Annotated in this window: 19 protein-coding genes and 1 pseudogene; 12 read left to right on the top strand and 8 right to left on the bottom strand. The window is 71.0% G+C overall.

What is annotated here, in order from left to right; translation table 11 throughout:
- Nucleotides 1-101, bottom strand: a pseudogene (locus tag ABZ896_RS29230) (CBS domain-containing protein); the annotation flags it as partial.
- Between the two features lie 9 nt (nucleotides 102-110).
- On the opposite strand from ABZ896_RS29230, the gene ABZ896_RS29235 reads away from it, so the two are divergent.
- Both ABZ896_RS29235 and ABZ896_RS29240 read left to right on the top strand, forming a co-directional pair.
- A complete protein-coding gene (locus tag ABZ896_RS29235; RefSeq protein ID WP_360935647.1) occupies nucleotides 111-2,423 on the top strand; it encodes a S8 family serine peptidase in 2,313 nt (770 codons plus the stop codon).
- Between the two features lie 156 nt (nucleotides 2,424-2,579).
- Entirely contained in the window at nucleotides 2,580-5,774 is a 3,195-nt protein-coding gene (locus tag ABZ896_RS29240; RefSeq protein WP_360935542.1) for a family 78 glycoside hydrolase catalytic domain, read from the top strand.
- A 17-nt stretch (nucleotides 5,775-5,791) separates the two neighbouring features.
- Here ABZ896_RS29240 and ABZ896_RS29245 read toward each other — a convergent pair whose 3' ends face one another.
- Nucleotides 5,792-7,054, bottom strand: coding sequence for an MFS transporter (locus ABZ896_RS29245; protein WP_360935545.1), 1,263 nt, complete (start codon nucleotides 7,052-7,054; stop codon nucleotides 5,792-5,794).
- Nucleotides 7,055-7,253: 199 nt separating this feature from the next.
- Here ABZ896_RS29245 and ABZ896_RS29250 point away from each other — a divergent pair, with 199 nt between their 5' ends.
- Nucleotides 7,254-8,132: a S1 family peptidase gene (locus ABZ896_RS29250; RefSeq protein WP_360935547.1), complete on the top strand. Its 879-nt coding sequence runs from the start codon at nucleotides 7,254-7,256 to the stop codon at nucleotides 8,130-8,132.
- 7 nt (nucleotides 8,133-8,139) lie between these two features.
- Here the strand turns inward: ABZ896_RS29250 and ABZ896_RS29255 are convergent, their stop codons facing one another.
- Nucleotides 8,140-8,562 (bottom strand): YjbQ family protein, encoded by a 423-nt coding sequence (locus ABZ896_RS29255; RefSeq protein WP_360935550.1) that lies wholly within the window; start codon nucleotides 8,560-8,562, stop codon nucleotides 8,140-8,142.
- A 122-nt stretch (nucleotides 8,563-8,684) separates the two neighbouring features.
- Here ABZ896_RS29255 and ABZ896_RS29260 point away from each other — a divergent pair, with 122 nt between their 5' ends.
- The 5 genes from ABZ896_RS29260 to ABZ896_RS29280 all read left to right on the top strand — a co-directional run bounded on the left by ABZ896_RS29260 (nucleotide 8,685) and on the right by ABZ896_RS29280 (nucleotide 12,716).
- Nucleotides 8,685-8,768, top strand: coding sequence for a putative leader peptide (locus ABZ896_RS29260; protein ID WP_349817350.1), 84 nt, complete (start codon nucleotides 8,685-8,687; stop codon nucleotides 8,766-8,768).
- 115 nt (nucleotides 8,769-8,883) lie between these two features.
- Complete coding sequence (locus ABZ896_RS29265) at nucleotides 8,884-9,762, top strand: ABC transporter permease (RefSeq protein WP_360935553.1); 879 nt, start codon at nucleotides 8,884-8,886, stop codon at nucleotides 9,760-9,762.
- The gene (locus ABZ896_RS29270; RefSeq protein WP_360935556.1) at nucleotides 9,735-10,472 is read left to right on the top strand and encodes an ABC transporter ATP-binding protein; all 738 of its coding nucleotides are present in this window, start codon (nucleotides 9,735-9,737) and stop codon (nucleotides 10,470-10,472) included. Before ABZ896_RS29265 ends, ABZ896_RS29270 begins: the two co-directional genes overlap by 28 nt.
- A 40-nt stretch (nucleotides 10,473-10,512) precedes the next feature.
- Nucleotides 10,513-11,535: an ABC transporter substrate-binding protein gene (locus tag ABZ896_RS29275; protein WP_360935559.1), complete on the top strand. Its 1,023-nt coding sequence runs from the start codon at nucleotides 10,513-10,515 to the stop codon at nucleotides 11,533-11,535.
- Between the two features lie 41 nt (nucleotides 11,536-11,576).
- Nucleotides 11,577-12,716: an NAD(P)-binding domain-containing protein gene (locus tag ABZ896_RS29280; protein ID WP_360935562.1), complete on the top strand. Its 1,140-nt coding sequence runs from the start codon at nucleotides 11,577-11,579 to the stop codon at nucleotides 12,714-12,716.
- A gap of 131 nt (nucleotides 12,717-12,847) precedes the next feature.
- Here the strand turns inward: ABZ896_RS29280 and mltG are convergent, their stop codons facing one another.
- Nucleotides 12,848-13,708 (bottom strand): endolytic transglycosylase MltG, encoded by an 861-nt coding sequence (mltG, locus tag ABZ896_RS29285; RefSeq protein WP_360935565.1) that lies wholly within the window; start codon nucleotides 13,706-13,708, stop codon nucleotides 12,848-12,850.
- 63 nt (nucleotides 13,709-13,771) lie between these two features.
- Nucleotides 13,772-15,574 (bottom strand): ABC transporter ATP-binding protein, encoded by a 1,803-nt coding sequence (locus ABZ896_RS29290; RefSeq protein ID WP_360935568.1) that lies wholly within the window; start codon nucleotides 15,572-15,574, stop codon nucleotides 13,772-13,774.
- A 94-nt stretch (nucleotides 15,575-15,668) separates the two neighbouring features.
- On the opposite strand from ABZ896_RS29290, the gene ABZ896_RS29295 reads away from it, so the two are divergent.
- The gene (locus ABZ896_RS29295; RefSeq protein ID WP_360935570.1) at nucleotides 15,669-16,106 is read left to right on the top strand and encodes a MarR family transcriptional regulator; all 438 of its coding nucleotides are present in this window, start codon (nucleotides 15,669-15,671) and stop codon (nucleotides 16,104-16,106) included.
- Between the two features lie 263 nt (nucleotides 16,107-16,369).
- Nucleotides 16,370-17,218, top strand: coding sequence for a hypothetical protein (locus ABZ896_RS29300; RefSeq protein ID WP_360935572.1), 849 nt, complete (start codon nucleotides 16,370-16,372; stop codon nucleotides 17,216-17,218).
- A gap of 97 nt (nucleotides 17,219-17,315) precedes the next feature.
- Here the strand turns inward: ABZ896_RS29300 and ABZ896_RS29305 are convergent, their stop codons facing one another.
- The 3 genes from ABZ896_RS29305 to ABZ896_RS29315 form a co-directional block, all read right to left on the bottom strand.
- The gene (locus tag ABZ896_RS29305) at nucleotides 17,316-18,746 is read right to left on the bottom strand and encodes a cation:dicarboxylase symporter family transporter (protein ID WP_360935575.1); all 1,431 of its coding nucleotides are present in this window, start codon (nucleotides 18,744-18,746) and stop codon (nucleotides 17,316-17,318) included.
- 172 nt (nucleotides 18,747-18,918) lie between these two features.
- Complete coding sequence (locus tag ABZ896_RS29310) at nucleotides 18,919-20,550, bottom strand: peptide-N4-asparagine amidase (protein ID WP_360935577.1); 1,632 nt, start codon at nucleotides 20,548-20,550, stop codon at nucleotides 18,919-18,921.
- Nucleotides 20,551-20,607: 57 nt separating this feature from the next.
- The gene (locus ABZ896_RS29315; protein WP_360935580.1) at nucleotides 20,608-21,330 is read right to left on the bottom strand and encodes a hypothetical protein; all 723 of its coding nucleotides are present in this window, start codon (nucleotides 21,328-21,330) and stop codon (nucleotides 20,608-20,610) included.
- A 179-nt stretch (nucleotides 21,331-21,509) separates the two neighbouring features.
- On the opposite strand from ABZ896_RS29315, the gene ABZ896_RS29320 reads away from it, so the two are divergent.
- Both ABZ896_RS29320 and ABZ896_RS29325 read left to right on the top strand, forming a co-directional pair.
- Entirely contained in the window at nucleotides 21,510-23,462 is a 1,953-nt protein-coding gene (locus ABZ896_RS29320) for an ABC transporter ATP-binding protein (protein ID WP_360935583.1), read from the top strand.
- On the top strand, nucleotides 23,459-25,240 hold the full coding sequence (locus ABZ896_RS29325) for an ABC transporter ATP-binding protein (RefSeq protein WP_360935586.1): 1,782 nt from the start codon (nucleotides 23,459-23,461) through the stop codon (nucleotides 25,238-25,240). Before ABZ896_RS29320 ends, ABZ896_RS29325 begins: the two co-directional genes overlap by 4 nt.
- Nucleotides 25,241-25,522 lie beyond the last annotated feature (282 nt).

A 25,522-nucleotide genomic window follows, 5' to 3' on the forward strand; every position in this document is an offset into this window, starting at 1 on the left:
TCGCGTTCCATGGCGGCGTCGCCGAGCGAGACGACGCCGACGGGCCGGCCGTCCTCGACGACCGGGATCCGGCGTACGGAGTGCTCGCGCATGAGTCCGACACGCTGTTCGTGGTCGCGGCCGGCAACGACGGCGAGTTCGGCGAGGGAACCGTCGGCTCGCCCGGCAGCGCCGACGCCTCGCTCACCGTGGGCGCCGTCGACAAGTCCGACAAGCTGGCCGAGTTCTCCAGCCGCGGCCCGACCGCCGGCGACCGCGGGGTCAAGCCCGACCTGACCGCGCCGGGTGTCGCCATCACCGCGGCCGCGGCGGCGGGCAGCGTCCTGGAGGGCGCGGTCCCCTCCGACGTGCCCGGCTATCTCACGCTCGACGGCACCTCCATGGCCACCCCGCATGTCGCGGGCGCCGCCGCGATCCTGGCCCAGCAGCACCCCGACTGGGACGGCGAGCGCATCAAGGCCGTCCTCACCGGCTCCACCGAGCCGGGGACGTACAGCTCCTTCCAGCAGGGCACGGGTCGCACCGACCTGGTGCGGGCGCTGGACCAGAACGTCATCACCCAGCAGGGGCCGCTCGACTTCGGCGAGCAGCAGTGGCCGCACGACGACGACAAGCCGGCGACCAAGCAGCTCACCTACCGCAACCTCGGTACCGAGCCGGTCACCCTCGACCTCGCCCTCGACGCGTACGCGGCGGACGGAAAGCCCGCCGCCGAGGGCATGTTCACCGTCTCCCCGCGGCGGATCACCGTCCCGGCGGGCGGCGAGGCGACCGCCGACGTCACCGCGGACACCCGGGCCGGCACCGCCGACGGCAGCTTCGGCGGCTCGGTCTCCGCGACCTCCGCCGACGGCAAGGTGCGGGTGCGGTCCGCCTTCGGCGCCGTACGCGAGGTGGAGTCGTACGACCTGACGCTCAGGCACCTCGACGAGAACGGCGCCCCGACCGGCGACGCCGTCACGTCGGTGTCGGGCTTCGCTAACGACTTCTACGCCGACTACGCCGACGCCGAGGACGGCGAGTTGACGGTACGGCTGCCGAAGGGCGACTACGTCGTCAACGGGATGATCCACCCGGACTCCACGTCGGCCACCCACGCCATCCTGGCCGAGCCGAAGGTGCGGGTGGACAAGGACACCACGATCACCGTGGACGCCCGGCAGGCGAAACCCGTGGACATCACCGTGCCGGACCCGACGGCCGAGAACTTCGACGCCACCGTCGTCATCGGCTACGAACGTGGCGAGAACCTGCGCAAGGGACTCCTCGAGTACGTGATGCCGACCTACGAGGGCGCGCGGTTCGGCCGGCTCGGCGGCGGGGAGCCCGTGGACGGGCTCTACTCCCTCTTCTCCGGCGGCTGGGCGGGCAAGGACGCCCAGGGGCGGCCGGTCGGCTACCACCTGGCCTGGCAGCGGGAGAACACCCTCGACGGCATCACCGCCACGGTCACGCCCGACCAGCTCGCCAAGATCGACCTGGAGGTGGGCGAGCCGGTCGACGGCCGTCGCATCCAGGTCATGGTGAGCCCGCATCTCCCGGACGGCGGCTTCGTGTTCCCGTACAGCGACCAGCGCGGTGGCCTGCCGTACCGCAGTACCGAGTACGTCCTCGCGAACGGCGTGAAGTGGTCGGTGCGCACCTGGCAGGTCTCCGGCGAGGGCCACGCCTCCCGCTTCGAGAACTTCCTGATGCACATGCCGCAGAGCTGGCAGGCCGGTCGCACCTACCGGGAACGCTTCAACGCAGGCGTCTTCGGCCCGGTCCTCAACGCCGCCGGACAGCCGGGCCCGCTCAACGGCTATCCCGGTGTCGTCCGCTACGGCGATGTCATCCGCGCCTACGTCCCGCTGTTCGGCGACGGATCCGGGCACTGGGGCATCAGCGACACGACCTCGTCGACGGCCTCGCTGGAGGCCGGGGGGAAGGAGATCCCGGACGGCTACGGCATCTCGCCGGCCGACGACGTCACCGAGTACACGGTCCCGGCCGGGACCGACACGTACAAGCTGACCGTCGACAACACCCGTGATCCCGCGGTCTATCCGACCAGCACCCACGTACGGGCGGAGTGGACCTTCCGGTCCGCGACGACCCCCGAGGACGAGCCCGCCGTACAGCCGCTGTCGGTGATCCGCTTCTCCCCCGCCCTCTCGCTGTCGAGCACGGCGAAGGCGGGCGAACGGTTCAGGGTGCCCTTCACCATCGAGGGCGCGGCGGCCGGACAGAAGCCGAGCAGGCTCGCCTTCCAGGTGTCGTACGACGACGGGAAGACCTGGCAGCCGACCAGGACCGTCGGCAGGCAGCTCCTGCTCCAGCACCCGGCGACGCCCGGCTCGGTCTCCCTGCGGGCCGAACTGGCCGACCGCGCCGGCAACAAGCTGGTGCAGACGATCGAGCGCGCCTACCTCACCACCGGGTAACCCCCGCACGACCCGGGACGGCCTCAGGGCCGTCCCGGGATTTAATCGTTTCAGATCCATGTCGGATCGTGTTCCGCAGACCCATTGACCACATGTGCACCGGAGTCCTAGCCTCCGGGAAACCTTCTTGAAACCTTTCACCAACCGAGGGTGCACATGTCCCAGGGTCTGTCGCGTCGAAGACTTCTCCAGCTCGGGGGCGCCACCGCGGCCTCGGTCGTCCTGACCGGTCCTGCGGCGTTCGCCGCCGACAGTCCGCGCGCCGCCGGCCGGCCTCCGGTGCCGACCGGGACCCTGACCGACCTGCTGCCGCAGGCGCTCACCGCGGGCCCCGGGCAGCGCCCGCGGTTCAGCTGGGAGGTGCCCGACTTCGGCGCCGGCACCCTCCAGCGCGCCTACCAGCTCCAACTGGCCGCCACTCCGGGCGGTTTCGAGGACGACCGGCTCGTCTGGGACTCGGGGAAGCGGACCTCGGCCGCCTCCACCGCCGTACCGTACGAAGGACCGGCCCTCCAGCCCCGTACCGCCTACTGGTGGCGGGTCTCCAGCTGGGGCGAGAAGCGGTCCGCCTGGTCCGCGCCGACCCTGCTCGCCACGTCGGTCGAGGACCAGTGGGAGGCCGACCCGATCTGGGTGCCGGGCGGGCCGGTCATGACCGACGGCACCCTCGCCGCCCGGCTGAAGATCACCGCCGTGGCCGCCGGGGTGTGGTTCCGGGCCGCGAACACCGCCAACAACTACATGTGGCAGCTGCGTGCCGGCAGCCCCGGCGTGCTGCGCAAGCACATATGCGTGAACGGCACGTACACCGTCCTCGGCGAGGTGAAGCTGCCGTTCGCCGTCACCACCGGGGACTGGCTGGACCTCGCCGTCACCATGACGGGCTCGACCTTCACCACCACGGTGAACGGCACCGTCGTCGACACCACCACCGACACCCGCTACGCCTCCGGCAACATCGGCCTGCGCAACGGTCTCACCGAGTCGCAGGTCTACGACCGGGTCACGTTCACCGCCGCCGACGGCACCGTCCTGCTCGACGACGACTTCGCCTCCGACAAGGGCACCTTCTCCGCCGGGACGGTCTCCGGCGGCCTCCTCACCTTCCCCACCGGCGCCTCCTCGCTCTCCTCCTACGGGGCCGACGACACCTGGGCGCTGCTGCGCCACGAGTACGCGACTGCGCCCGGCAAGGAGACAGCGGCCGCCGTCCTGTACGTCGCGGCCACCTCGCCGGACGCCTCACGGCAGTACGTCGCGAAGGTGTGGAGCAACGGCTCGGTCGTCGGCCACGCCTCCGTACGGTCCGGCACCGGCACCGCCTACCAGGCGTTCGACATCACCTCCACCCTGCGCGACGGCGCGGCCAACGCGCTCGCCGCGCTGTGCTGGACCACCTCGGAGCAGAGGTTCCTGGCCCAGCTGGAGATCACGTACACCGACGGCAGCCGCACCACCGTCGCCTCGGGCGACGGGTGGAAGGCGCGCCGCCAGGCCGGACTGCTGCCGTCGAAGGGCAGCGCGGGCAGCAGCTACTACACGGTCCCGCAGGAGTACTGGGACCTGCGGCAGGAGCCGGTCGGCTGGACCCTGCCCGGCTTCGACGACGGCGGCTGGCTCGCCCCGGTCGTCCGTACGGCGATCAACTCTCTCGTGCCCGCCGCGATCGAGCCCGTCCGGCTGCACGACGTCACGCCTGCCTCCGTCACCCAAGTCGCCGCCGGGCGCTGGCTGGTGGACCTCGGCCGGGAGATCGTCGGCGGTCTTGCCCTGGAGGTCACCGGCGCCGCGGGCGACACGATCGAGGTGCGGCTCGGCGAGGAGCTGAACTCCGACGGCACCGTCAAGTACCAGTTGCGCGCCACCAACACCTACCGCGAGGTGTGGACCCTGCGCGACGGCGCGCAGCGCTTCGAGCACTGGGGGTACCGCGGCTTCCGCTGGGCGGAGTTGCGTACCTCGCTGGATCTGTCCGGCGCGGTCGTCAAGGGGCGTTCCTGGAAGCTGGATTGGGACGCCTCCGAGGTCTCCTTCAGCAGTTCCGACCCCGCGCTCGACCGGGTCTGGGAGCTGTGCCGGTACTCCATCGAGGCCACCCGCGGCGACCTCTACACCGACACGCCCACCCGTGAACGCGGCCCCTACGAGGGCGACGCGCTGATCAACCAGCTCTCGGAGTACGGCGTCCAGCGCTCCTTCGCGCTGGCCCGCTGGTCGAACGACTACCTGGTCCGCAAGGGGACTTGGCCCACCGAGTACCGGCTGATGTGCGCGCTGTCCGCGTGGGAGGACTACCTCGCCACCGGTGACGACCGCCAACTGGCCAAGGACTACGACCTGTTGGCGGCGAAGAACCTCACGTCGTTCCTCGACTCGCGGGGCCTGGTGAGCAAGGCGCCGGGCAGCAGCAGCCAGGATCTGGGCGACCTCGTCGACTGGCCGGTCGCCAGCCGCGACGGCTATGTCTTCACCAACGTCAACACCGTCGTCAACGCCTTCCAGTACGCGGCCTTCGACGCCCTCGCCCGCTGTGCGACGGCGCTGGGCAAATCCGCCGACGCCCAGGCACTGCGGTCCCGCGCCGACACCCTCGCCTCGGCCATGCGCACCACCCTGCTCGACAGCACGGCCGGCCGGTTCCTCGACGGCGAGGGCACCACGCACAGCGCCCAGCACGCCACCGCGTTCCCGGTCGCGCTCGGTGTCGCGGACCCCCTGGACGACGCGGTACGGGCCCGGCTCGGCGACACGCTCGCCGCGGGCGGGATGCGGGTGAGCGTGTACGGGGCGCAGTTCCTGCTCGACGCCCTGTTCCGGCTCGGCCGGTCCGACGCCGCGCTCGCGCTGCTCACCTCGACGGCCACCAACTCCTGGCTGCACATGCTGGATTCGCTGAAGGCCACGATCGTCACCGAGGCCTGGGATCCCGCGCTGAAGTCCAACATGACGTTCTCGCACGCCTGGGCCTCGGCGCCGGCCAACGCGATCGCCCGGCACGTGCTCGGCGTCCGGGTCAGCGCGCCGGGTGCGGCGGAGTTCCTGGTCCGGCCGCGCACCGGTGCGCTGACCGAGGTGACGGGGAGGGTGCCGTCGGTGCGCGGACCGGTCGAGGTCGCCGTACGCCGGTCGGCGGACGCTCATACGATCCGGGTGACGGTGCCGCCCAACTCCCGTGCGGTGCTGGAGGTGGAGATCGGCACGGCTTCGGCCGCGGAGTACCGGGTGACGGCTTGCGCCCCGGGCGGACAAGGACAGCCGGCGGTACGGCCGTTCACCGATCTCACCGGCACGGTGCTGCGGATCGGGCCGGTCGGGTCGGGGACGACGACGGCCGAACGCACCGGGGCTTGAGCTCCGGGGCTTGACGGCTAGGTGCTGTCCGCCGTGGCAGCGCTGGGTGCCTCGGTGCCCGCGCTGCCGAACCGGATCCCCTTGGCCTCCTTGCCGACCGCGCTGAGCACGATCACCGCGACCAGGGCGGGGAGGACGGTCCAGGTCATCGCCGCCGGATAGCCGTGGCGGTCCGCGAGGGCCTCCTGGATCGGCAGATTGAGCGCGGCGATGAGGTTGCCGAGCTGGTAGGTGACGCCCGGGTAGAAGCCGCGGATCGTGTCCGGGCTCATCTCCGTGAGGTGCGCGGGGATGACGCCCCAGGCTCCCTGCACGCAGACCTGCATCAGGAAGGAGGAGAGCATCAGCCAGCCCACGGTCGTGGAGAGCACGAAGAAGGGCACCACGACCAGACCGGCGGTCGCCGCGACCATGATGGTGCGACGGCGGCCCAGCTTCTCGGAGTAGGCGCCGAGGAGCACGCCCCCGATGATCGCCCCGATGTTGTAGACCACCGCGATGGCGATGGACGTGTCCGGGGAGAGCCCCAGGCCCTTCTTGACGAAGGTCGGGTAGATGTCCTGGGTGCCGTGCGACATCCAGTTGAAGGCGGTCATCAGCGCCACGAGGTAGACGAAGCGCCGCAGCACGGCCGGGTTCCGGAACACCCGGTGCGCGGGGGTGCGGTTGAGCGCCACGCTCTTCTCCCACACCTCGCTCTCCTCCACCCGGGTGCGCACCAGCAGGGCGACCAGAGCGGGCACCAGGCTGAAGGCGAACAACCCCCGCCAGCCGAAGGCGGGTTCGATGACGAAGAAGGCCACGGCGGCGAGAAGGTACCCCAGCGAGTAGCCACTCTGCAGCAGGCCCGAGAAGAAGCCGCGCCGGGCGACCGGGATCTTCTCCATGGCGAGGGCGGCGCCCAGGCCCCACTCGCCGCCCATGCCGATGCCGTACAGCAGCCGCAGCACCAGCAGCACGGTGTAGTTCGGTGCGAAGGCGCAGGCGAATCCGACGATCGAGTAGAAGACCACGTCGACCATGAGCGGCACGCGGCGGCCGCGCCGGTCCGCCCACAGGCCGAAGACGAAGGCACCGACCGGCCGCATCACAAGAGTTGCGGTGGTCAGGAACGCCATGTCGGTCAGGGAGACGTGGAAGTCGTCGGCGATCTCGCTGTAGACGAGGACCACGAGGAAGTAGTCGAAGGCGTCCATCGCCCAGCCCAGATAGGCCGCGACGAAGGCGTTGCGCTGATCTCTCGTCAGACCCGTCGCCTGTTCCCGGACGGTCTTCAGCATGCCGACCCTCCTGCCGTTTCGCAGGTCAGGCTAGGTGCGGGAGCAAAGCCGGACAACGCATGGAGAGCAAAGCGCGCACCACAATTCCCCAAAACCGCCGGTTCGTCGACTCGGCCGAACTCCACCTACCTCGCGTCGAGCAGGGCTGGGCACACTGAGGCGTTGGACAACATGACCGACCGGCCTCGGGGGGACTTGGGTGATCGGCAAACGCCGTACGGCCAGGAGACGTTCGACGGTAGTCGCCTCGGTGGTGAGTCTGCTCGTCGGGACGGCACTGGCGGTGTCCTCCGGTGGCGCGGCCGCGACACCCGCCGCCTCCGTCTCCGGCGCGGCCGCCGCCCTGGAGTCGCTCGGGATCGCCGGGACGGCCTGGGCCGTGGACGAACGCACCGGGAAACTGCGGGTGCTCGCCGACTCCGCGGTCACGGACGCCGACCTGGCCCGACTGCGCCGTATCGACGGGGACTTCGCCGGTGCCGTCACCGTCGAGCGGCTCGACGGCCGACTGCGCACCCTCCTCTCGGGCGGCGACGGCATCTACACCACGGCCTGGCGCTGTTCGGCGGGGGTGAACGTACAGAGCGGCTCCACCTACTACTTCGTCACCGCGGGGCACTGCACCGACGGCGCGTCCACCTGGTACACCGGCTCCACCATGACCACGGTGATCGGCACCACCGTGGGCACGAGCTTCCCCGGTGACGACTTCGGAGTCGTCCGGTACTCCAACCCGGCCGTACCGCACCCCGGCACGGTCGGGGCCGTCGACGTCACCGGGACCGCGACCGCGTACCTCGGCCAGAGCGTCTGCCGGCGAGGAGCGGCCACCGGTGTCCACTGCGGTGTGGTCACCGGGCTGAACGCGACGGTCGACTACAGCGGCGGAGACGTCGTCAGCGGGCTGATCCAGACCAACATCTGCGCCGAGCCCGGCGACAGCGGCGGCCCGCTCTACGCCGGCGACAAGATCCTCGGCATCCTCTCCGGCGGCTCCGGCGACTGCACCTCCGGCGGCCGGACCTATTACCAGCCGATCCAGGAAGTACTCAACGCCTACGGCCTGTCCGTCTACTGACGAGGCATCAGGAGAGGAACGACAGCCGGACCCGCCTCTGCGGGTTGTCACGGTTCGTGTCGACCAGGCACACCGACTGCCAGGTCCCCAGTTCCAGCCGGCCGTCGAGGACCGGCAGGGTCGCATGCGGGGGCACGATCGCCGGGAGGACGTGGTCGCGGCCGTGGCCGGGGGTGCCGTGGCGGTGCTGCCAGCGGTCGTCCGCGGGCAGGAGGGTGTGCAGGGCGGCGAGGAGGTCGTCGTCGCTGCCGGCGCCCGTCTCGATGATGGCGACGCCCGCGGTGGCGTGCGGGACGAAGATGTTGAGCAGGCCGTCGCGGCCGGCCGCGACCTCGCGCAGGAAGGACTCGCAGTCGCCGGTGAGGTCGACGATCCGTTCGGTGGAGCCGGAGGAGACGTTCAGGACTCGGGTGGTGAAGGCGTCTGACATGTCTCCATCCTCGCCCCTCCGGCACCGCGGACCCGTCATCCAAGGCCCACCTCTCGATACGGCAGGTCCATTCCGCGAGACACCATTGACCGTGGACACACCATCTGGCTACGTTCTGCCCCATGTTGCGTTCAGCCCTGCTCACCACGCGCGGTCACATCGACCTGCTGCGGGTGGCCTCCGCCGCGTGTCGCCGCGGCTGCTGACGCCCTTTTCCCCTCAAGCCTGAACGCCACCGCTCCGGCACGCCCCGTCGCGATCCGGCGCCCCTGACGCGCACCCCCGCACTCCTCCGGCAGCGCTTCTCCCCGTGGAGCCCCCATGAGCATCAGCCACGCCCCACCCAGCCCTCCCGGGCCGGATATTCCCGATATATCGAGTCCGGACACAGTCCCCGTCGACCTCGAACCGATCGTCCCCAGCTCCTCCCGCCGCACCCGCGTCCCCCGCTGGCTGCGCCGCACCACCGGCCCGGTCCTGCTGCTGATCCTGTGGCAACTCCTCAGCTCCACCGGCGTGCTGGCGTCCGACGTGCTCGCCTCCCCCGGCCGTATCGCCCAGGTCGCGGGCGATCTGATCGCCGACGGCTCACTGGCCGACGCCATGACGACCTCGCTCCAGCGGGTCGCGGCCGGTCTCGTCCTCGGCACCCTGATCGGCACCGGACTCGCCCTCGTCTCGGGCCTGTTCCGGATCGGTGAGGACATCGTGGACGCGCCGGTGCAGATGCTGCGGACCGTGCCGTTCGTGGGGCTGATCCCGCTGTTCATCATCTGGTTCGGTATCGGCGAGGCGCCCAAGATCGCCATCATCACGCTGGGCGTGACCTTCCCGCTCTACCTCAACGTGTACGCCGGCATCCGCGGCGTGGACGCCCAGCTGATCGAGGCCGGCGAGTCCCTCGGGCTCTCCCGGTGGGGGCTCGTCCGGCACGTCGTCCTGCCGGGCGCGCTGCCCGGCGCCATGACCGGCCTGCGCTACTCGCTCGGCATCGCCTGGCTCGCCCTGGTCTTCGCCGAGCAGGTCAACGCGGACTCCGGCATCGGCTTCCTCATGGTGCAGGCGCGCGACTTCCTGCGGACCGACGTGATCGTGGTCTGCCTGATCGTCTACGCCTTCCTCGGCCTGCTGGCCGACTTCGTCGTCCGCTCCCTCGAAAGGCTGCTGCTGCAATGGCGACCGACGTTCACCGGCCGGTGACCACGCACGCGGTGCGCGTCGAGGGGCTGACCCGCTCCTTCGACGGCCGCGCCGTCCTCCACGACCTCGAACTCACTGTCCGGCCGGGCGAGTTCGTGGCCCTCCTCGGCCGCAGCGGCTGCGGCAAGTCCACGCTGCTGCGCATCCTCGCCGGTCTCGACCGCGACATCGAGGGCACCGTCCTGGTCCCCCGCCGCAAGGCGGTCGCCTTCCAGGCGCCCCGGCTCATGCCGTGGAAGAAGGTGTGGCGCAACGTCCTGCTGGGCCTGCCCGGCAAGCCCGAACGCGCCGTCGCCGACCGGGCCCTGGAGGAGGTCGGCCTGAGTCACCGCAGCGACGCCTGGCCCAAGACCCTCTCCGGCGGCGAGGCCCAACGCGCCTCGCTGGCACGGGCGTTGGTCCGCGAGCCCGATCTCCTGCTGCTCGACGAGCCGTTCGGCGCGCTCGACGCGCTCACCCGGATCAAGGCCCAGCGTCTGGTCGGGGAGTTGTGGCAGCGCAGGGGGTGCGCGGTGCTGCTGGTGACGCACGACGTCGAGGAGGCCGTCCTGCTCGCCGACCGGGTCCTCGTGATGGACGAGGGCGTCATCGCGCACGAGCGCACGATCGACCTGGACCGCCCGCGCGACCTCACCGATCCGCGCTTCGCCCGGCTGCGCGGTGAACTCCTGGAACTCCTCGGCGTCGACACCGCCGCCGAAGCCGCCTGAACTCCCCCACATCTGACGTACGTTCACAGATCGGATCCCCATGCGACGCCGCCTCGTCCCCGCCGCACTGCTCCTCCCCTTCGCCCTCCTGCTCACCGCGTGCGGCGGCAACGCCTCCGCCGGCGTCGGCTCCGACACCGACGGCAAGGGCTCGGTGACCCTCGACGTCGGTGACCAGAAGGGTGGTTCGGAGGCGATCCTGCGGGCCGCCGGTGAACTGAAGGACCTCGACTACAAGATCAAGTGGTCCACTTTCACCTCCGGTCCGCCGCTGCTGGAGGCCGTCAACGCCGGGGCCGTCGATATCGGCGGAGTGGGCAACACGCCTCCGGTGTTCGCCGCGGGGGCCGACTCGAAGATCAAGGTGGTGGCCGCCTGGCACGGCACGTCCAAGGGGGACGCGATACTCGTACCCAACGGCTCCAAGCTGACGGACACCCAAGACCTCAAGGGCAAGTCCGTGGCCGTGGCGCAGGGTTCCTCCGCCCACTACCAGCTGGTCGCGTCCCTCAAGGCGGCCGGGCTGAGCCTGAGCGACGTGAAGGTCAAGTACCTCCAGCCGGCCGACGCGCTGGCCGCGTTCACCTCCGGCAAGGTCGACGCGTGGGCCGTCTGGGACCCGTACACCTCGCAGATCCTGAAGTCGAAGCAGGGCAGCGTCCTGACCACCGGCGACGGCATCACCAACGGGCTCACCTTCCAAGTCGCGGCGCCGAGCGCGCTGACGGACGCGAAGAAGGCCGCGGCCGTCAAGGACTACCTGGAGCGGCTGCGGCGCGCGTACACCTGGGTCTACTCGCACGAGGACGAGTGGGCCAAGGTCTGGGCGAAGGAGACCGGGCTGCCCGAGGACGTGGCGCTGGCCGCGGTGAAGCGCACCTACACCACCCGGGTCGCGGTCGCCGTCGACCCGCCGCTCATCGCCTCCGAGCAGGAGATCGCGGACACGTTCACCGGTCTGAAGCTGATCCCGCGCAAGGTCGACTTCGCGAAGTTCACGGACACGCGGTTCAACGGAAGCCTTCCGCCGTCGACCTCGGCCGCGCGCCCGTCGGAAGGCTGAGCCCCGGGAAGATCCTCGGCCTCGCGACGGTTGGTAGAAACGTGAACAACACACGCGAGGTCGAGGTCGTCGTCATAGGCGCCGGTCAGGCGGGTCTGTCCAGCGCCTATCACCTGCGTCGCACCGGTTTCGAGCCGGAGCGGGACTTCGTGGTGCTGGACCACGCCCCCGGACCGGGCGGCGCCTGGCGGTTCCGCTGGCCCTCACTGACGTACGGCAAGGTGCACGGCATGCACGCGCTGCCGGGCATGGAGCTGACGGGCGCCGATCCCGGGCGGCCGTCGTCCGAGGTGATCACCGAGTACTTCACGGCGTACGAGGAGACCTTCGGGCTTCGGGTACGACGGCCCGTGGACGTCCTCGCCGTACGCGAGGGCGACGGCGGCCGGCTCCTTGTCGAGACCTCGGACGGGGACTGGTCGACGCGGGCCCTGATCAACGCGACGGGCACCTGGGACCGGCCGTTCTGGCCGCGCTATCCCGGGCAGGAGACCTTCCGGGGGCGGCAGTTGCACACCGCGCAGTACCCGGGGCCCGAGGCGTTCGCCGGGTTGCGGGTGGTCGTGGTCGGCGGAGGCGCGTCCGGTACGCAGCATCTGATGGAGCTCGCCCCGTACGCGGCCGCGACCACCTGGGTGACCCGGCGCGAGCCGGTGTTCCGCGAGGGGCCGTTCACCGAGGAGTTCGGCCGGGCGGCCGTGGCGCTCGTCGAGGAACGGGTCCGGCAGGGGCTGCCGCCGCGCAGTGTCGTCTCGGTGACGGGGCTGCCGCTCAACGATGCGATCCGGCAGGCGCTGGCCGACGGAGTCCTGGACCGACAGCCCATGTTCGACCGGATCACTCCCGACGGTGTGGAGTGGGCGGACGGCCGACACGTGGACGCGGACGTCATCCTCTGGGCGACCGGTTTCCGCGCCGCGATCGACCACCTCACCCCCCTGAAACTGCGCGAGCCGGGCGGCGGCATCCGCGTCGACGGCACCCGCGCGGTCGCCGACCCCCGCGTCCACCTCGTCGGCTACGGCCCGTCGGCCAGCACGATCGGCGCCAACCGCGCGGGCCGGGCAGCCGTACGGGACATCAGAAGGCTGCTGGCGGGAGAGCCGGGCGGAGGGAACGGGCCACGACGGGCACAGGAGCCGGCCGAACCGTCCCGGCCCACCGAACCGGTAGCCGTCTGACAGCCCGCCCGGCGATCGAGGACCGCTCCACCGCGGCCGGTTGGGCAGGGCCGCCCGGCCTCCACAGCGCAGGTGCACGCGACGGCCCTGCCGCCCCGCCCCTCCCCTCCCCTCCTGCGCAGCCCCTCCCGTCACCCCGACGTCTTCGCCCCCGCCCGCTGCACCTTGTTGAACTCGGCCACGTTCCGCTGGTGTTCCTCGAAGCTCGCCGTGAAGCGGGTGTCGCCCGGCTTCACGGTGACGAAGTACAGCCAGTCGCCCGGCGTCGGCGAGATCGCGGCGCGCATCGCGTCCTCGCCCGGATTGTCGATCGGGGTCGGCGGCAGCCCCATGCGCTGGTACGAGTTGTAGGGGCTGTCGACCCGGGTGTCCGCGCCGGTCGTCCGCAGCGTGGAGCGGTTCAGCGCGTAGTTGATCGTGGAGTCCATCTGCAACGGCATCCCGCGCTCCAGCCGGTTGAAGATGACCCGGGCCACCCGCCCCATGTCGGCCTTGGTCGCCGCCTCCGCCTGGACGATGCTCGCGATGGTGACGGCCTGGTAGACGTTCATCGCGTTGCGCTGCGCGCCCGCCGCGATCGGGGCGCCGTTGAACTTCTTGTTCGCCGTGTTGACCATGAACGACAGCAGCGACTCGGGTGTCCTCTTCTTCCCGTTCAGTTCCAGCGGGTACGTCGCCGGGAAGAGGAATCCCTCGGGGTTGCCCTCCGCGTCGTTCGGCAGCTTCAGGGCCGCCTTGCCCACCGCCTTCTTCGCGGTGCCGACGGGCAGGGCGAGCGCCTTGTCGACGGCCTGGTAGATCTGCCCGGCACGCCAGCCCTCCGGGATCATCAACGTGGTGGGTTTCTTCTCGGCGAGCCCGTCACCGCTGTCGAGCGTCAGCAGCGGCACCGCCACGGCGGTACCGGCCACGACGGCCCCGGTCGCGATGAGGACGAGACGGCCTCTGCGCGTCAGTCGAATCGTGCTCCGTGGCGGAGTGTTCTGGTACATGCGGGCACGGTAACCCGCATATCGTCACAAACCCGGCATATTTTCAGTTTGTCGGTTCCAGTTTCAGCTGGTCGGTTCCAGTTGGGCATCTCGGCGTACGAGCGCCGCGTACCGTCCGTCCCGGTCGAGCAGTTCCTCGTGCGTACCGCGCTCGGCGACCCGCCCGGAGTCGAGGACCACGATCTGGTCGGCGCTGCGGATCGTGGACAGCCGGTGGGCGATGGTCAGTGTGGTGCGGTTGGCCGACAACGCGTCGATGGCCTCCTGCACGGCGTGCTCGGTGCGGGTGTCCAGCGCGCTGGTCGCCTCGTCCAGGATGAGGACGGGCGGGTCCCGCAGAATGGTCCGCGCGATGGCCAGGCGCTGCTTCTCCCCGCCGGAGAACCGGTGTCCGCGCTCGCCGACCACGGTGTCGTACCCGTCGGGCAGCGACGCGATGTGGTCGTGGATCTGCGCCGCGCGTGCCGCCTGCTCCAGCTCCTCGTCGGTGGCGTCCGGCTTGGCGAAGCGGAGGTTGTCGGCGACCGAGGCGTGGAAGAGGTACGTCTCCTGCGAGACGACCCCGACGGCCCGGGCGAGGGTGTCGAAGTCGAGGTCGCGGACGTCGACCCCGTCGAGGGTGACCCGGCCGCCCGTCACGTCGTAGAGCCGCGGCACGAGGTACCCGAGCGTGGACTTGCCCGCACCGGTCGGACCGACGACCGCGAGACTGCTCCCGGCCGGGACGTCGATGTCGATGCCGTCGAGGATCGGGCCCCCCTTGCCGTCGTAGCGGAACTCGACGTTCTCCAGCCTGACCTCGCCCTTGACGCGGTCGAGGTGGACCGGGTTCTCCCGCTCGGTGATGTCGATCGGCAGGTCGAGGTACTCGAAGATGCGCTGGAAGAGGGCGAGCGAGGTCTGGATCTGGACGCCGGTCGACAGCAGGCTCACGGCCGGGCGGAACAGGCCCTGCTGGAGCGAGACGAAGGCGACGATGGTGCCGATGGAGATGCTGGGGCCGCCGGCCTGGAGGGTGACCCCCGCGGCCCAGTAGATGACGGCGGGCATCGCGGACATGACGATCCCGATCACGGCCATGCGCCAGCGTCCCGCCATGTTCGACCGCACTTCGAGGTCGACCAGGCTCTCGGACTCGTCGGCGAAGGAGCGGGTCAGCGAGTCGGAGCGGCCCATGGTGCGGCCGAGCAGGATGCCGCTGACGGAGAGCGACTCGGTGACGGTCGCGGCCATCGCGGCCATCTGCTTCTGACGCTGGGTGGTGATCTTCTTGCGTTCGTTGCCGACCCGGCGGCTGATCCACACGAAGAGCGGCAGCAGGAGCAGCGAGACGACGGTCAGCCGCCAGTCGAGGGCGATCATCGCGATGATCGTGGCGACCACGCTGGTCAGGTTGGAGACCAGGGAGGTCGCGGTGGAGGTGACGGTGGCCTGCATGCCGCCGATGTCGTTGGCGATGCGGGACTGCACCTCGCCGGTGCGGGTGCGGGTGAAGAAGGCGAGCGACATGCGCTGGAGGCGGCCGTAGACCGCGGTGCGCAGGTCGTGCATGACGCGCTGGCCGACCGTCGTGGAGATGAGGGTCTGGCCGACGCCGAAGACGCCGGTGAGGACCGCGCTCAGGATCATGCCGAGTGCCAGCAGGGTGAGCAGTCCGGTGCGGCCCTGGGGGATGGCCACGTCCAGCGTTTCCTTCAGCAGGAACGGGGTGGCGACGGTGACCAGGGAGGAGGCGCCGACCAGCAGGCCGACGACGGCGAGCTTGGCGCGGTAGGGCTTGAAGAGACGGAGGATGCGGCGCACCTGACGGGGTTGGTCGGTCGAGGTGCCGGACGAGGGGGTCCAGTCGATGTGATCGCGGGGCATGGTCTCCTGCGGAAGGTGAGGTGATGAGGACCAGCGGAGCCTAGCTCATTGTTACCTATGCTCACAATGAATTTAGTCCTGATATTGTTCCCGTATGACCACGCCCGATTCCGACGGCCTGCTCGCCGAGCAGTTGCTCCGGCTCACGCGCCGGGTGCACCGCATCCAGAAGCGCCAGCTGCACGAGCGCGGTCTCGGTGTGACCCCGGCCCAGTCCCGGCTGCTGCGCACCCTCGCGCACTGGGAGGCGCCACCGCGGATGGCCGATCTGGCGGAGCGCCTTGAGGTGGTGCCGCGCGCGGTGACGACCCTCGTCGACGGACTGGAGGCGAGCGGCAAGGTGCGGCGGGTGCCGGATCCGGTCAACCGGCGGGTGATCCGCATCGAGCTGACGGACGACGGCATGAAAACCCTGCGCGAACTCCGGGACGTACGCCGGGCCGCCGCGGAGGAGATCCTCGCCCCGCTCTCCCCCGCGCAACGCGAGGTGCTCGGCGACTTGCTGGACACACTGGTGGACTGCGGGAACTGAACGGGCCGGAACCCGCTGTCCCCGAAAGCCTCCTTGTGTCACCCCTGTCGCCCCCTGTCACCCAAAGCAGGTACAACCTGGACGAATCCCTCCCATCGGCGCACGCGCCGCTCTACCGTGGAGCGCGAGGACCCTGCCGTCCGCCCGACGGCCGCGCCGGAGGCGACAACCGCCCGCCCGCGCCGTCGCCGCCCGACCGCCGCGTCCTCGACGGGTGGAGGGGGACCGCTCCGCGCGGTCCCCGATCGATCAGGGGGAATCTCATGACGGCGTACGACACACCTGTGCCCGGACAGGGCAATGACCTGAAGATCTCCGGCGATTCGCTGGCGGTGCTGACGAACACCCGGAGCGAGGAGTTCGCGCGGGAGATGAGGGCGAGGGAGGACCGCGCACGCGTCAACGCGGCCCTCATCGAGGCGTCGGCGTCGGCGTCGGCGTCAGCGTCGGCCCGTCCCGCCCTGGCCGACGACGGGGCGGCCGTGGCCTGGCAGGACAGCGTGCGCGCGGCGATGGCACGGACACCGGAGTACACGCGCACGGACGAGACCGCGGTGCCCGACCTCCAGCTGTTCGCGCGCCCGTGGCCGTGGCAGCGGGTCAACGCGTCACCCGGCCAGACGGCCACGGCGGACCTGGGACAGGGAGAGACCCACGTCGGGCTGGGGATCTACTTCACGACCGGCGCCGCGGGCGGCGGTGCGGAGATGGGCGGCGGGTTCCGGCTCGGGAGCTTCGCCGACCACGAGTTCCGCACGACCGTGGACTACCGGTACGACTGGTACTTCTCCACCGCCATCGGCGGAGCGGACAGTCAGGGCTGGGTCTCGGTCATCGTGGACGAACTGCTCGACGCTCCGGGCGCCCAGTGGCACTCCGTACTCAACCGCAGGTTCCAGCTCTGGTCGGACTCCACCGGCAGCGGTGGGTCGGACGGGGCGACCGAACCCGGTAACCGGATCACCGTCAACGAGCGCTTCCGCGGTCGGCCGGACGCGTCCTATGTCTGGTGGGTCGGCGGCAACGAGACGATCCAGACCGAGTTCCAGGCCGCCTCCCAGGCCAACCTCTACGTCGACCTCCACTACCTCGTGGCCGTGGCACGCGTGTGAGCTGAGCGACCGTGCGGAGGCCGTGGCCTTCGGTCCGGGGATCTTTGGACCGAAGGCCACGGCTGTTGATGTTGCCGTTGCCGTTTCGCCGTTGGGGTCAGCCGACCTCGGGAGCCGGCTCCTTCGCCGGCTGCGCCGGTACGACAGCCGGTACGCCAGCCGGTGTGGCGGACTCGGGCTCGGGCTCGGGCTCGGGCTCGGTGCGCGTCTCCACGACCGCGTCCTCCTCCGAAGCCGCGACCTCGCCGTCCAGCACCTTCTTCGCCCTGTCGAGGTCCAGCGCCCCCTCCCAGCGGGAGACCGCGAAGACCGCGACACAGTTGCCGAGGAGGTTCGTCACGACGCGCATCGAGTCCATGATCCGGTCCACGCCGAGCAGCAGCGCCACCGCACCGGCCGGGATCGCGCCCAGCGAGGACGCGGTCGCGGACAGGGCGAGGAAGGCCGAACCGGGGATGCCGGCCATGCCCTTGCTGGTCAGCATGAGCACCAGGACCACCGTGATCTGCTGGCTCAGGCTGAGGTCGACGCCCACGGCCTGCGCGATGAACAGCGTGCCGATGGAGAGGTAGAGCGAGGCGCCGTCCAGGTTGAAGGAGTAGCCGGTCGGCAGCACCAGGCCCACCGCGTCGTCCCGGGCGCCCGCCTTGCGCAGCTTCTGCATCACCCGCGGCATGACGGACTCGGTGGAGGCGGTGCCGAGCGCGAGCAGCATCTCCTCGCGGATGTAGCGCAGGAACTTCCAGAGGCTGAGCCCGGTGACCATGCGGAGCGCCACCGCGAGCAGCGCGATGAACAGGGCGGCGGCGACGTAGCACAGGACGATCAGCTTGGCGTAGGTCTCGATGACGCCGAGGCCGTAGTTGCCGATGAGGACGGCCATCGCGCCGAAGACCGCGATGGGGGCGAGGCGCATGATGAAGCCGACCACCGCGAAGATGATCTCCTGGGCCTGCTCGATCGCGGGCAGCACCTTCGGCACCTTGGTGTGGCCGAGGTGGAGCAGTGCGGCGCCCACCAGGCAGGCCAGGATGAGCACTTGGAGCAGTTCGTTCTCGGCGAAGGCCCCGATGAAGCTCGTCGGGATCGCGTTGACGATGAACTCGGTCGTGGAGGGCAGGTGCCCGCCGCCCGTCTTGGCGTCCACGGCCGCGGAGTTGAGCGTCGAGGGGTCGACGTTCATCCCCGAGCCGGGCTGGACGACGTTGGCGGCGACCAGTCCGATGATCAGCGCGAGGGTGCTCGCGACCTCGAACCAGATCAGCGCCTTGAGCCCGATCCGGCCGAAGGCCTTGAGGTCACCGGCCTTGGCGATACCGACGACCACCACACAGAACACGAGCGGCGAGATGATCGTCTTGATGAGCCGGGTGAAGCCGTCGCCGAGCGGCTGGAGGTCCGCGGCGAACCCGGGCCACAGCTTTCCGACAACGATGCCGAGCACGAGCGCGCAGAGGACCTGCGCGAAGAGAGAGGTACGCAGTATGTGTGCGACGCGTCGCGGCAGGGACGGGACGGACGGCGGCACGGGCACTCCTTGTGGGGGACGTTGACGCACAGAAGCACGGACGGGGAACTTCTGCGATACGGAAAGCGGATTCCGTGTCGATCACTTTGAAGGTGCCGTTGATCCCGCACAAGACCGCCGTGTTTCAGCCAGGTAAATCACGCCGCCTGTGACACATCGCACACAACTGGCCTCAGCAGCGGTCGCGTTCCTCCGTGAGCACCCCCTGGACGGTGGTCAGGGTCCGGTCGTAGCAGCCGCGGGAATCGCTTTGGCCGCCGTACAGCCGATAGTGCTCGCTCGTCGTGCCGACCGCGTGCCGCTGGTCGCGCGGGACGTTGATGGTGTATGTCGCGTCGCCCTTGTAGGTGTCGTCGAGCCGTGACCACGCCGTGCGCCGGCCGCCCCACGTCTCCGTGACGGTGGCCCGGTCACCGAGGGTCAGCACCGTCCGGAGCCGGTCGCCCGCGCCGATGGTGGTCGTGCCGTCCATCGTGTACGTCCGTTGCGTGCGCGTGGTGTGCGCCGGTCCCCGCCCGTCGACGGTGACCGACTCGTCGTCCGTCCAGGTCGCTGTGAGCGCGTCCGGGTTCTCGCCGTCGGCCCACCGGTGGACGGAGGTGTTCGCCAGCGAGCGGCGCACGGTGGTCGTCACCCGCCCGTGCGAGGTGTCGACGTACCCCGAGACCGTCAGCCGGTGGTCACCCTCGGTGTCCACACGGTGCTCCGAACCGGGCGTGTACGTCGAGGAGTTGGCGAGGGCCGAGCTGTCCTGGGCGATCAGCTTCCCGGTGACGTGCGCGCGCTTCGCGTCCTGCCACACGAGGACGTTCACCGGCGCGCTCCACCCGCTCTGCCCCTCGGGCACCCCGACGACCCCGACCTCGATCCGGTGCGGGCGCCCGTCGTTGAGGAGTCCGGCGAAGGGGGTCAGGTCGTATTCGATCGGCTTGACGTCGAAGGCGCGGGGGCCCGGAACGACGTACCAGAGGAAGGGGTTGGACCAGCCGCCGGTCCACACGGTCGGGAACGGCGCGGCGATCCCCGCGAGTTGGCCGTCGACCTTGACCTGCACCTCGCGGTAGGGACCGCCGTCGGCCTGGCAGGAGTACGGCGCTGTCGACGGCACCGTGAGGTACCAGTACTCCTCGCAGCCGCCGCCGGAGCCGGTGGCGTACACCTCGGCGACGACGCGCTCGGTGTTGCGCGGGGTGGTGAGGGTGTTGTCCGCGCCGAGGGTCAGCACCCGGTCCGGAGTGCTCGCGGGAGCGGGCGCGCCCTTGTAGAACGTCAGCGTCACCTTGACGTCGATGATCCCGGTGTACGTGTCGTCCACGACGTTCCCGATGAGCATCTCCACGTCGTGGCCGGAGCGGAGGGTGTCGCTGTAGCGCGTGACGTCCTTCTCGACGGACCACTCGATGCCGTCGGGCGAGGGCTGCGGGGTGGACGTCCGGAAGATCTCGACCCCGCCGATGTGCAGGTAGCCGAGGCGGTCGTACTGCCGCCCCTTGACCTTGCCGTCCATACGCAGCACGACCTTGCTCCAGCGGTCGCCGCAGCCCGTGGGAGGTGTGTAGGTGCCGGTGTACGGGGTGAAGTCGCGGAACTGGGCCTCGGCGACGGTGACTTGGCAGGACTTGCCGGAGGGCTTAGCGATCGGCGGGGCCGCGGTGACCGGGTCGTGCCAGTCGGTGCCGAACTCGGCGGGGACGTCGGCCGATTGGGCAGGGACGTCAGCCGATTGGGCGGGGGTGGCCCCGAGCAGTGTGCTCGCCAGGAGGGTCGCTCCTGCGAGCATGGACATGATGATCCGTCTCTTCATGGCCGGTGTTCTACGGCGAGTCGGGCGCCCCCCGCAATGCCGCCTCCCCCAACGGCCTTACGCCCGCAGGTCCGCCCTGTCCCCCATCACCACCACCGGATGCCGGTCCGGTGCGAGCGTGCGCAGCAGATACGCCATCGCCTCCTTCGGCAGACTGACGCAGGCGGACGTACCGCTGCCGTGATCCAGGTGCAGCCAGATGCCGCCGCCCTTGGAGTAACCGGCGGGGCGTCGCTGGTCGTTGGGCGGGGCGCCCTTGACGCGGTTGTAGTCAATGGCGATGACGTAGTCGAAGTCGTGCCAGTAGGACTTGGGCCACCAGCGGGGGGCTGCCATGGCGGCCGAGCGGGTGTACGGCAACCTGGAGGAGGGGTCAGGGAGCACGCCGCCCGCGTCGGTGAGGGTGAACACGCCCACGGGGCTGCGCTTGTCGCCCTCGCGGTGGTCGAGGGTCCAGCCCTTCTTGCCGTTGTGCGCGGACCACCTGCGGGTGGGCTCCCAGGTGGTACCGCTCTTGCTGTAGAGAACGACCGTCGCGTCCGGGGAGTTCCTGCCGTCGCCGTAGACCGCGACGACCTGCCGGGAGTCGGCGGGGATGCGGCGCCGCCAGCGGTCGCCGACGCCCGGGATGCCGATGGGCTCTTCGATGACCGGCCTTCGAGAGGGTGGCGCGTCGGGGTGCGCCCGGCCGTCCGGGCCGCCGCACCCGCCGAGGACCGTCACCAGAGATCCCAGGGCCACCGCCGTCACCACGACTCGCCGTGTTCCGCGCCTGCGCATCGTTCCATGCTCGCACCGCGCCCCTTCACCGGCCGATCACGACGCACAGCCGGATCTGTACGCCCCGTGGAAAACCGGTTGCCCCCGACCACGCTCCGACGCGAACCTTGCACGGTTTGCAGCCGCCGCGCGCGGCGTCCTCCACCCCCCTGACACGAGCCACTGGGACGTCATCCGTCATGCAGATCCAAGACCTTCCGTATCCCGACCCGGGTGTGCCGGACGCGCGCTCGGGTCCCCGGTTCCTGTGGTGGCTCTTCAGGAACCAGCTGGGCGGACAGCTCAAAGCACTGGCCTGGGGACTGCTGCACTTCCTCTCCGTCTCGGCGCTGCCGTTCTGCGTCGGCGTCGCCGTCCAGGCGGTCGTCGACCGCTCCGGCCGCAGGCTCGCCCTCGCGGGTGGACTGCTGGCGCTGTGCTGTGTCGGCAACGCGCTCGGCGACACCTTCCTGCACCGCACCGCGGTCACCAACTGGATCACCGCCGCCGCCCGCGTCCAGCAGCTCCTGGCCCACAAGACGGCCCGGCTGGGGTCGGCGCTGACCCGCCGGGTCGCGGCCGGTGAGGTGGTGGCCGTGTCCACGGGCGACGTCGAGAAGATCGGCTGGTTCGTGGAGGCCTGGTCGCGGTTCACCGCGGCGGCGGTCACCATCGTGGTGGTCTGCGTCGGACTGGTCTTCTACCAGCCCGCGCTGGGCGTGGTGGTCGCCGTGGGCCTGCCGGTGCTGGCCCTCGCGGTGCTACCGCTGCTGCCCCGGGCGACCCGGCGCGCCGACTTCCAGCGCGAGAAGGCGGGCCGCGCCACCGAGCTGGCCTCCGACACCGTCGCCGGGCTGCGGGTGCTGCGCGGCATCGGCGGCGAGGAGCTGTTCCTCGACCGCTACCGCAGCGCCTCCCAGGAGGTCCGGCACGCGGCCGTGCGCAGCGCCCGGATGTGGTCCCTGATCTCCGCGATCCAGGTCCTGCTGCCGGGACTGCTGCTGATCGCGGTCGTCTGGTACGGCGTCCATCTGGCCCGGCAGGGCCGCGTCGAGGTCGGCGAACTGGTCGCCGTCTACAGCTCGGTGATGATCCTGACCTATCCGCTGCGGCACTTCGAGGAGATCGCCATGGCGTACTCCTTCTCCCGCCCGTCGGCCAAGCGGGCGGCGCGGGTGCTGGCGCTGGAGCGGGCGGTGTCGGCGGAGGGTTCGCAGGGGACGGCGGAGTTGAAGTCCGGCGAGGATTCGGGGAGTACGGCGGGACTGTCGTCCGGCGAGGACTCGCGGGGCGGGGCGGAGGCGCCGGCCGGTGCGGAGTTGTCGGCCGGTTTGGAGTCGTCGGCCGGTGCGGGCTCGCGGGATGCGGTCGCGCTGCCGTCCGGGGACCTCTACGACCCGGCGACCGGGCTGCTCGCCCCCTCCGGTCGGCTGACCGCCGTGGTGTGCGGTGATCCGGACGCGGCGGGGCTGCTGGCCGAGCGGCTGGGCGGGCATCCCGCGGAGGCGGGCACGTCCGTGCTGCTGGGCGGGGTGCCGCTGGACGAGCTGCCGCTCGACTCGGCGCGCACGGCCGTCCTGGTCCAGGACAAGGACCCGGTCCTGCTCTCCGGCACCCTCCGCGACCTGCTCGACGTACCCGCCTCGGGTGACGTCCGCCCCGAGGACGCGCTCGCGGCGGCGCAGTGCGAGGACGTGCTGGCCGCACTGGTGCAGGGATCACTCGATGCCGAGGACGCGATGGACGCGCGGATCACCGAACGCGGCCGGTCCCTCTCGGGCGGCCAGCGTCAGCGCCTCGCCCTGGCGCGGTCGCTGATCACCGACCCGGAGGTGCTCGTCCTGGACGAACCCACCTCCGCCGTCGACTCGCACACCGAGGCACGGATCGCGGACGGCGTACGGGAGCTGCGGACCGGCCGCACGACCGTGGTGTTCACCTCCTCACCGCTGCTCCTGGACCGCGCCGACCGTGTCGTGCTCGTCCACGAGGGCGAGGTCGCGGCGGTCGGCGTGCACCGCGAGCTCGTGCACAAGGAACCGCGGTACCGGGCCGTCGTGACCCGCGAGACGGACGAGGAGACCGCGCTGAAGGACGTACTGGACGAACAAGCCGTACTTCAGGAACTGGAAGAGATCGAGGAGTCAGCATGATCGGCGTGGCGCCACCGGCATACGACCCGGCGGCACCGACGACGGCGAACACCCTGCCCGTCGGCGCCACCGCGACCGTACGCGCCTACGTGGCCGAACTGTTCCGTCGGCACCGCCGTGCCTTCACGCTCCTCGTCGCCGTCAACACGGCCTCGGTCGTGGCCTCCATGGTCGGCCCGTGGCTGCTCGGCGACCTGGTCGAGCGGGTGTCGGACGGGGCGCGCGAACTCCATCTGGAGCTGACGGCCGGCCTGTTCGTGGTCGCGCTCGCCGTCCAGGCCGTCTTCGTACGGCAGGTGCGGCTGCGCGGCGCGATGCTCGGCGAGCAGATGCTGGCGGACCTCCGCGAGGACTTCCTCGTACGGTCGGTCGGCCTGCCGCCGGGCGTCCTGGAGCGGGCCGGGACCGGTGACCTGCTCTCCCGGATCACCACGGACATCGACCGGCTCGGCAACGCGATGCGCGAGGCCGTACCGCAGCTGGCCATCGGCGTGGTGTGGGCGGCCCTGCTGCTCGGCGGGCTCGTGATCACGGCACCGCCGCTGGCGGCCGCCGTGCTGCTCGCCCTGCCGGTGCTGATCGTCGGCTGCCGCTGGTACTTCAAACGGGCGCCGTCCGCCTACCGCTCGGAGGCCGCCGGGTACGCCGCCGTCGCCGCGGCCCTCGCGGAGACCGTGGACGCCGGACGCACCGTCGAGGCGCACCGGCTCGGCGACCGCCGCATCGAGCTGTCGGAGCGGCGGATCAAGCAATGGACCGCATGGGAGCGGTACACGCTGTGGCTGCGGTCGGTGCTCTTCCCGTGCATCAACGTCAGCCACGTCATGATCCTTTCGTCGGTGCTGATGGTCGGCGGGGTGTTCGTGCTCCATGGCTGGATCGACGTCGGCCAGCTGACGACGGGCGCGCTGATCGCCCAGATGCTGATCGACCCGGTCGGGCTGATCCTGCGCTGGTACGACGAGCTCCAGGTGGCCCAGGTGTCGCTGGCCCGGCTGGTGGGCGTACGGGACATCGAGCCCGGCGGCGGGGACACGGAACTCGCCCCCGACGGCCGTGACGTGCACGCCGACCGGATCCACTTCGGCTACCTGGAGGGCGTGGATGTCCTTCGCAAGGTCTCCCTGGAGGTCGCACCCGGCACCCGGCTGGCGCTGGTCGGCCCTTCGGGCGCCGGCAAGTCCACGCTGGGCAGGCTGCTGGCCGGCATCTACGCGCCCCGGGAGGGCCGGATCACCCTGGGCGGCGCCGAGCTGTCCCGGATGTCCGCCGAACGCGTCCGCGAGCACGTGGCCCTCGTCAACCAGGAGCACCACGTCTTCGTGGGCTCCCTGCGCGACAACCTCCTGCTCGCCCGGACGTCCGCGACGGACGCGGAGCTGTGGGCGGCGCTCGGGGCGGTGGACGCGGACGGGTGGGCCCGCGCGCTCGACGACGGCCTCGACTCCGAGGTCGGCTCCGGCGGCCTGACCGTCACCCCGGCCCAGGCCCAGCAGGTCGCCCTGGCCCGCCTGGTCCTGGCGGACCCGCACACGCTGGTCCTGGACGAGGCGACGTCCCTGCTGGACCCCCGCGCCGCGCGCCACCTGGAGCGTTCCCTGTCCCGCGTCCTCGACGGCCGCACGGTGATCGCCATCGCCCACCGCCTCCACACGGCCCACGACGCGGACGTCATCGCGGTGGTGGAGAACGGCCGCATCAGCGAACTGGGCAGCCACGAGGAGCTGGTCGCGGCGGAGGGGGCGTATGCGGCGCTGTGGAGGTCTTGGCATGGGTGAGTGAAGGGGGGCGGGGAGTCGCCGGGTGAGTGGTGAGGGCGGTCCTCGGGGCGGGGGCGCGGGCTTGATCGGGGCCGGTGACGGTGCCGGGGCCGGCCCGGGGGGGGTGAGGTCGGGATCGGTGCTGGGACGGGGCGGCGAGGGGCCGCGGACCGGAACCGGCGCCGGGACCGGCACGGAGCCGGGAGCCGGGATCGAGAGCGCCACGCCGGACCCGGCCTGAGCCCGGCTCCCGGCTCCCGGCGGAGCAGCCCTCGGGGGGGTTCGCCGGTCACACGTCTC

Source organism: Streptomyces sp. NPDC047072, from assembly GCF_040643855.1.
GTDB lineage: Bacteria > Actinomycetota > Actinomycetes > Streptomycetales > Streptomycetaceae > Streptomyces.

Excerpts from the sequence above, each read along its gene's own strand:
- ABZ896_RS29315 (WP_360935580.1), bottom strand. The coding sequence starts at position 21,330 with ATGCGCAGGCGCGGAACACGGCGAGTCGTGGTGACGGCGGTGGCCCTG.
- ABZ896_RS29295 (WP_360935570.1), top strand. The coding sequence starts at position 15,669 with ATGACCACGCCCGATTCCGACGGCCTGCTCGCCGAGCAGTTGCTCCGG.
- ABZ896_RS29275 (WP_360935559.1), top strand. The coding sequence starts at position 10,513 with ATGCGACGCCGCCTCGTCCCCGCCGCACTGCTCCTCCCCTTCGCCCTC.
- mltG (WP_360935565.1), bottom strand. The coding sequence starts at position 13,708 with ATGTACCAGAACACTCCGCCACGGAGCACGATTCGACTGACGCGCAGA.
- ABZ896_RS29320 (WP_360935583.1), top strand. The coding sequence starts at position 21,510 with ATGCAGATCCAAGACCTTCCGTATCCCGACCCGGGTGTGCCGGACGCG.
- ABZ896_RS29260 (WP_349817350.1), top strand. The coding sequence starts at position 8,685 with ATGTTGCGTTCAGCCCTGCTCACCACGCGCGGTCACATCGACCTGCTG.
- ABZ896_RS29240 (WP_360935542.1), top strand. The coding sequence starts at position 2,580 with ATGTCCCAGGGTCTGTCGCGTCGAAGACTTCTCCAGCTCGGGGGCGCC.
- ABZ896_RS29245 (WP_360935545.1), bottom strand. The coding sequence starts at position 7,054 with ATGCTGAAGACCGTCCGGGAACAGGCGACGGGTCTGACGAGAGATCAG.
- ABZ896_RS29310 (WP_360935577.1), bottom strand. The coding sequence starts at position 20,550 with ATGAAGAGACGGATCATCATGTCCATGCTCGCAGGAGCGACCCTCCTG.
- ABZ896_RS29270 (WP_360935556.1), top strand. The coding sequence starts at position 9,735 with ATGGCGACCGACGTTCACCGGCCGGTGACCACGCACGCGGTGCGCGTC.
- ABZ896_RS29290 (WP_360935568.1), bottom strand. The coding sequence starts at position 15,574 with ATGCCCCGCGATCACATCGACTGGACCCCCTCGTCCGGCACCTCGACC.
- ABZ896_RS29265 (WP_360935553.1), top strand. The coding sequence starts at position 8,884 with ATGAGCATCAGCCACGCCCCACCCAGCCCTCCCGGGCCGGATATTCCC.
- ABZ896_RS29255 (WP_360935550.1), bottom strand. The coding sequence starts at position 8,562 with ATGTCAGACGCCTTCACCACCCGAGTCCTGAACGTCTCCTCCGGCTCC.
- ABZ896_RS29325 (WP_360935586.1), top strand. The coding sequence starts at position 23,459 with ATGATCGGCGTGGCGCCACCGGCATACGACCCGGCGGCACCGACGACG.
- ABZ896_RS29300 (WP_360935572.1), top strand. The coding sequence starts at position 16,370 with ATGACGGCGTACGACACACCTGTGCCCGGACAGGGCAATGACCTGAAG.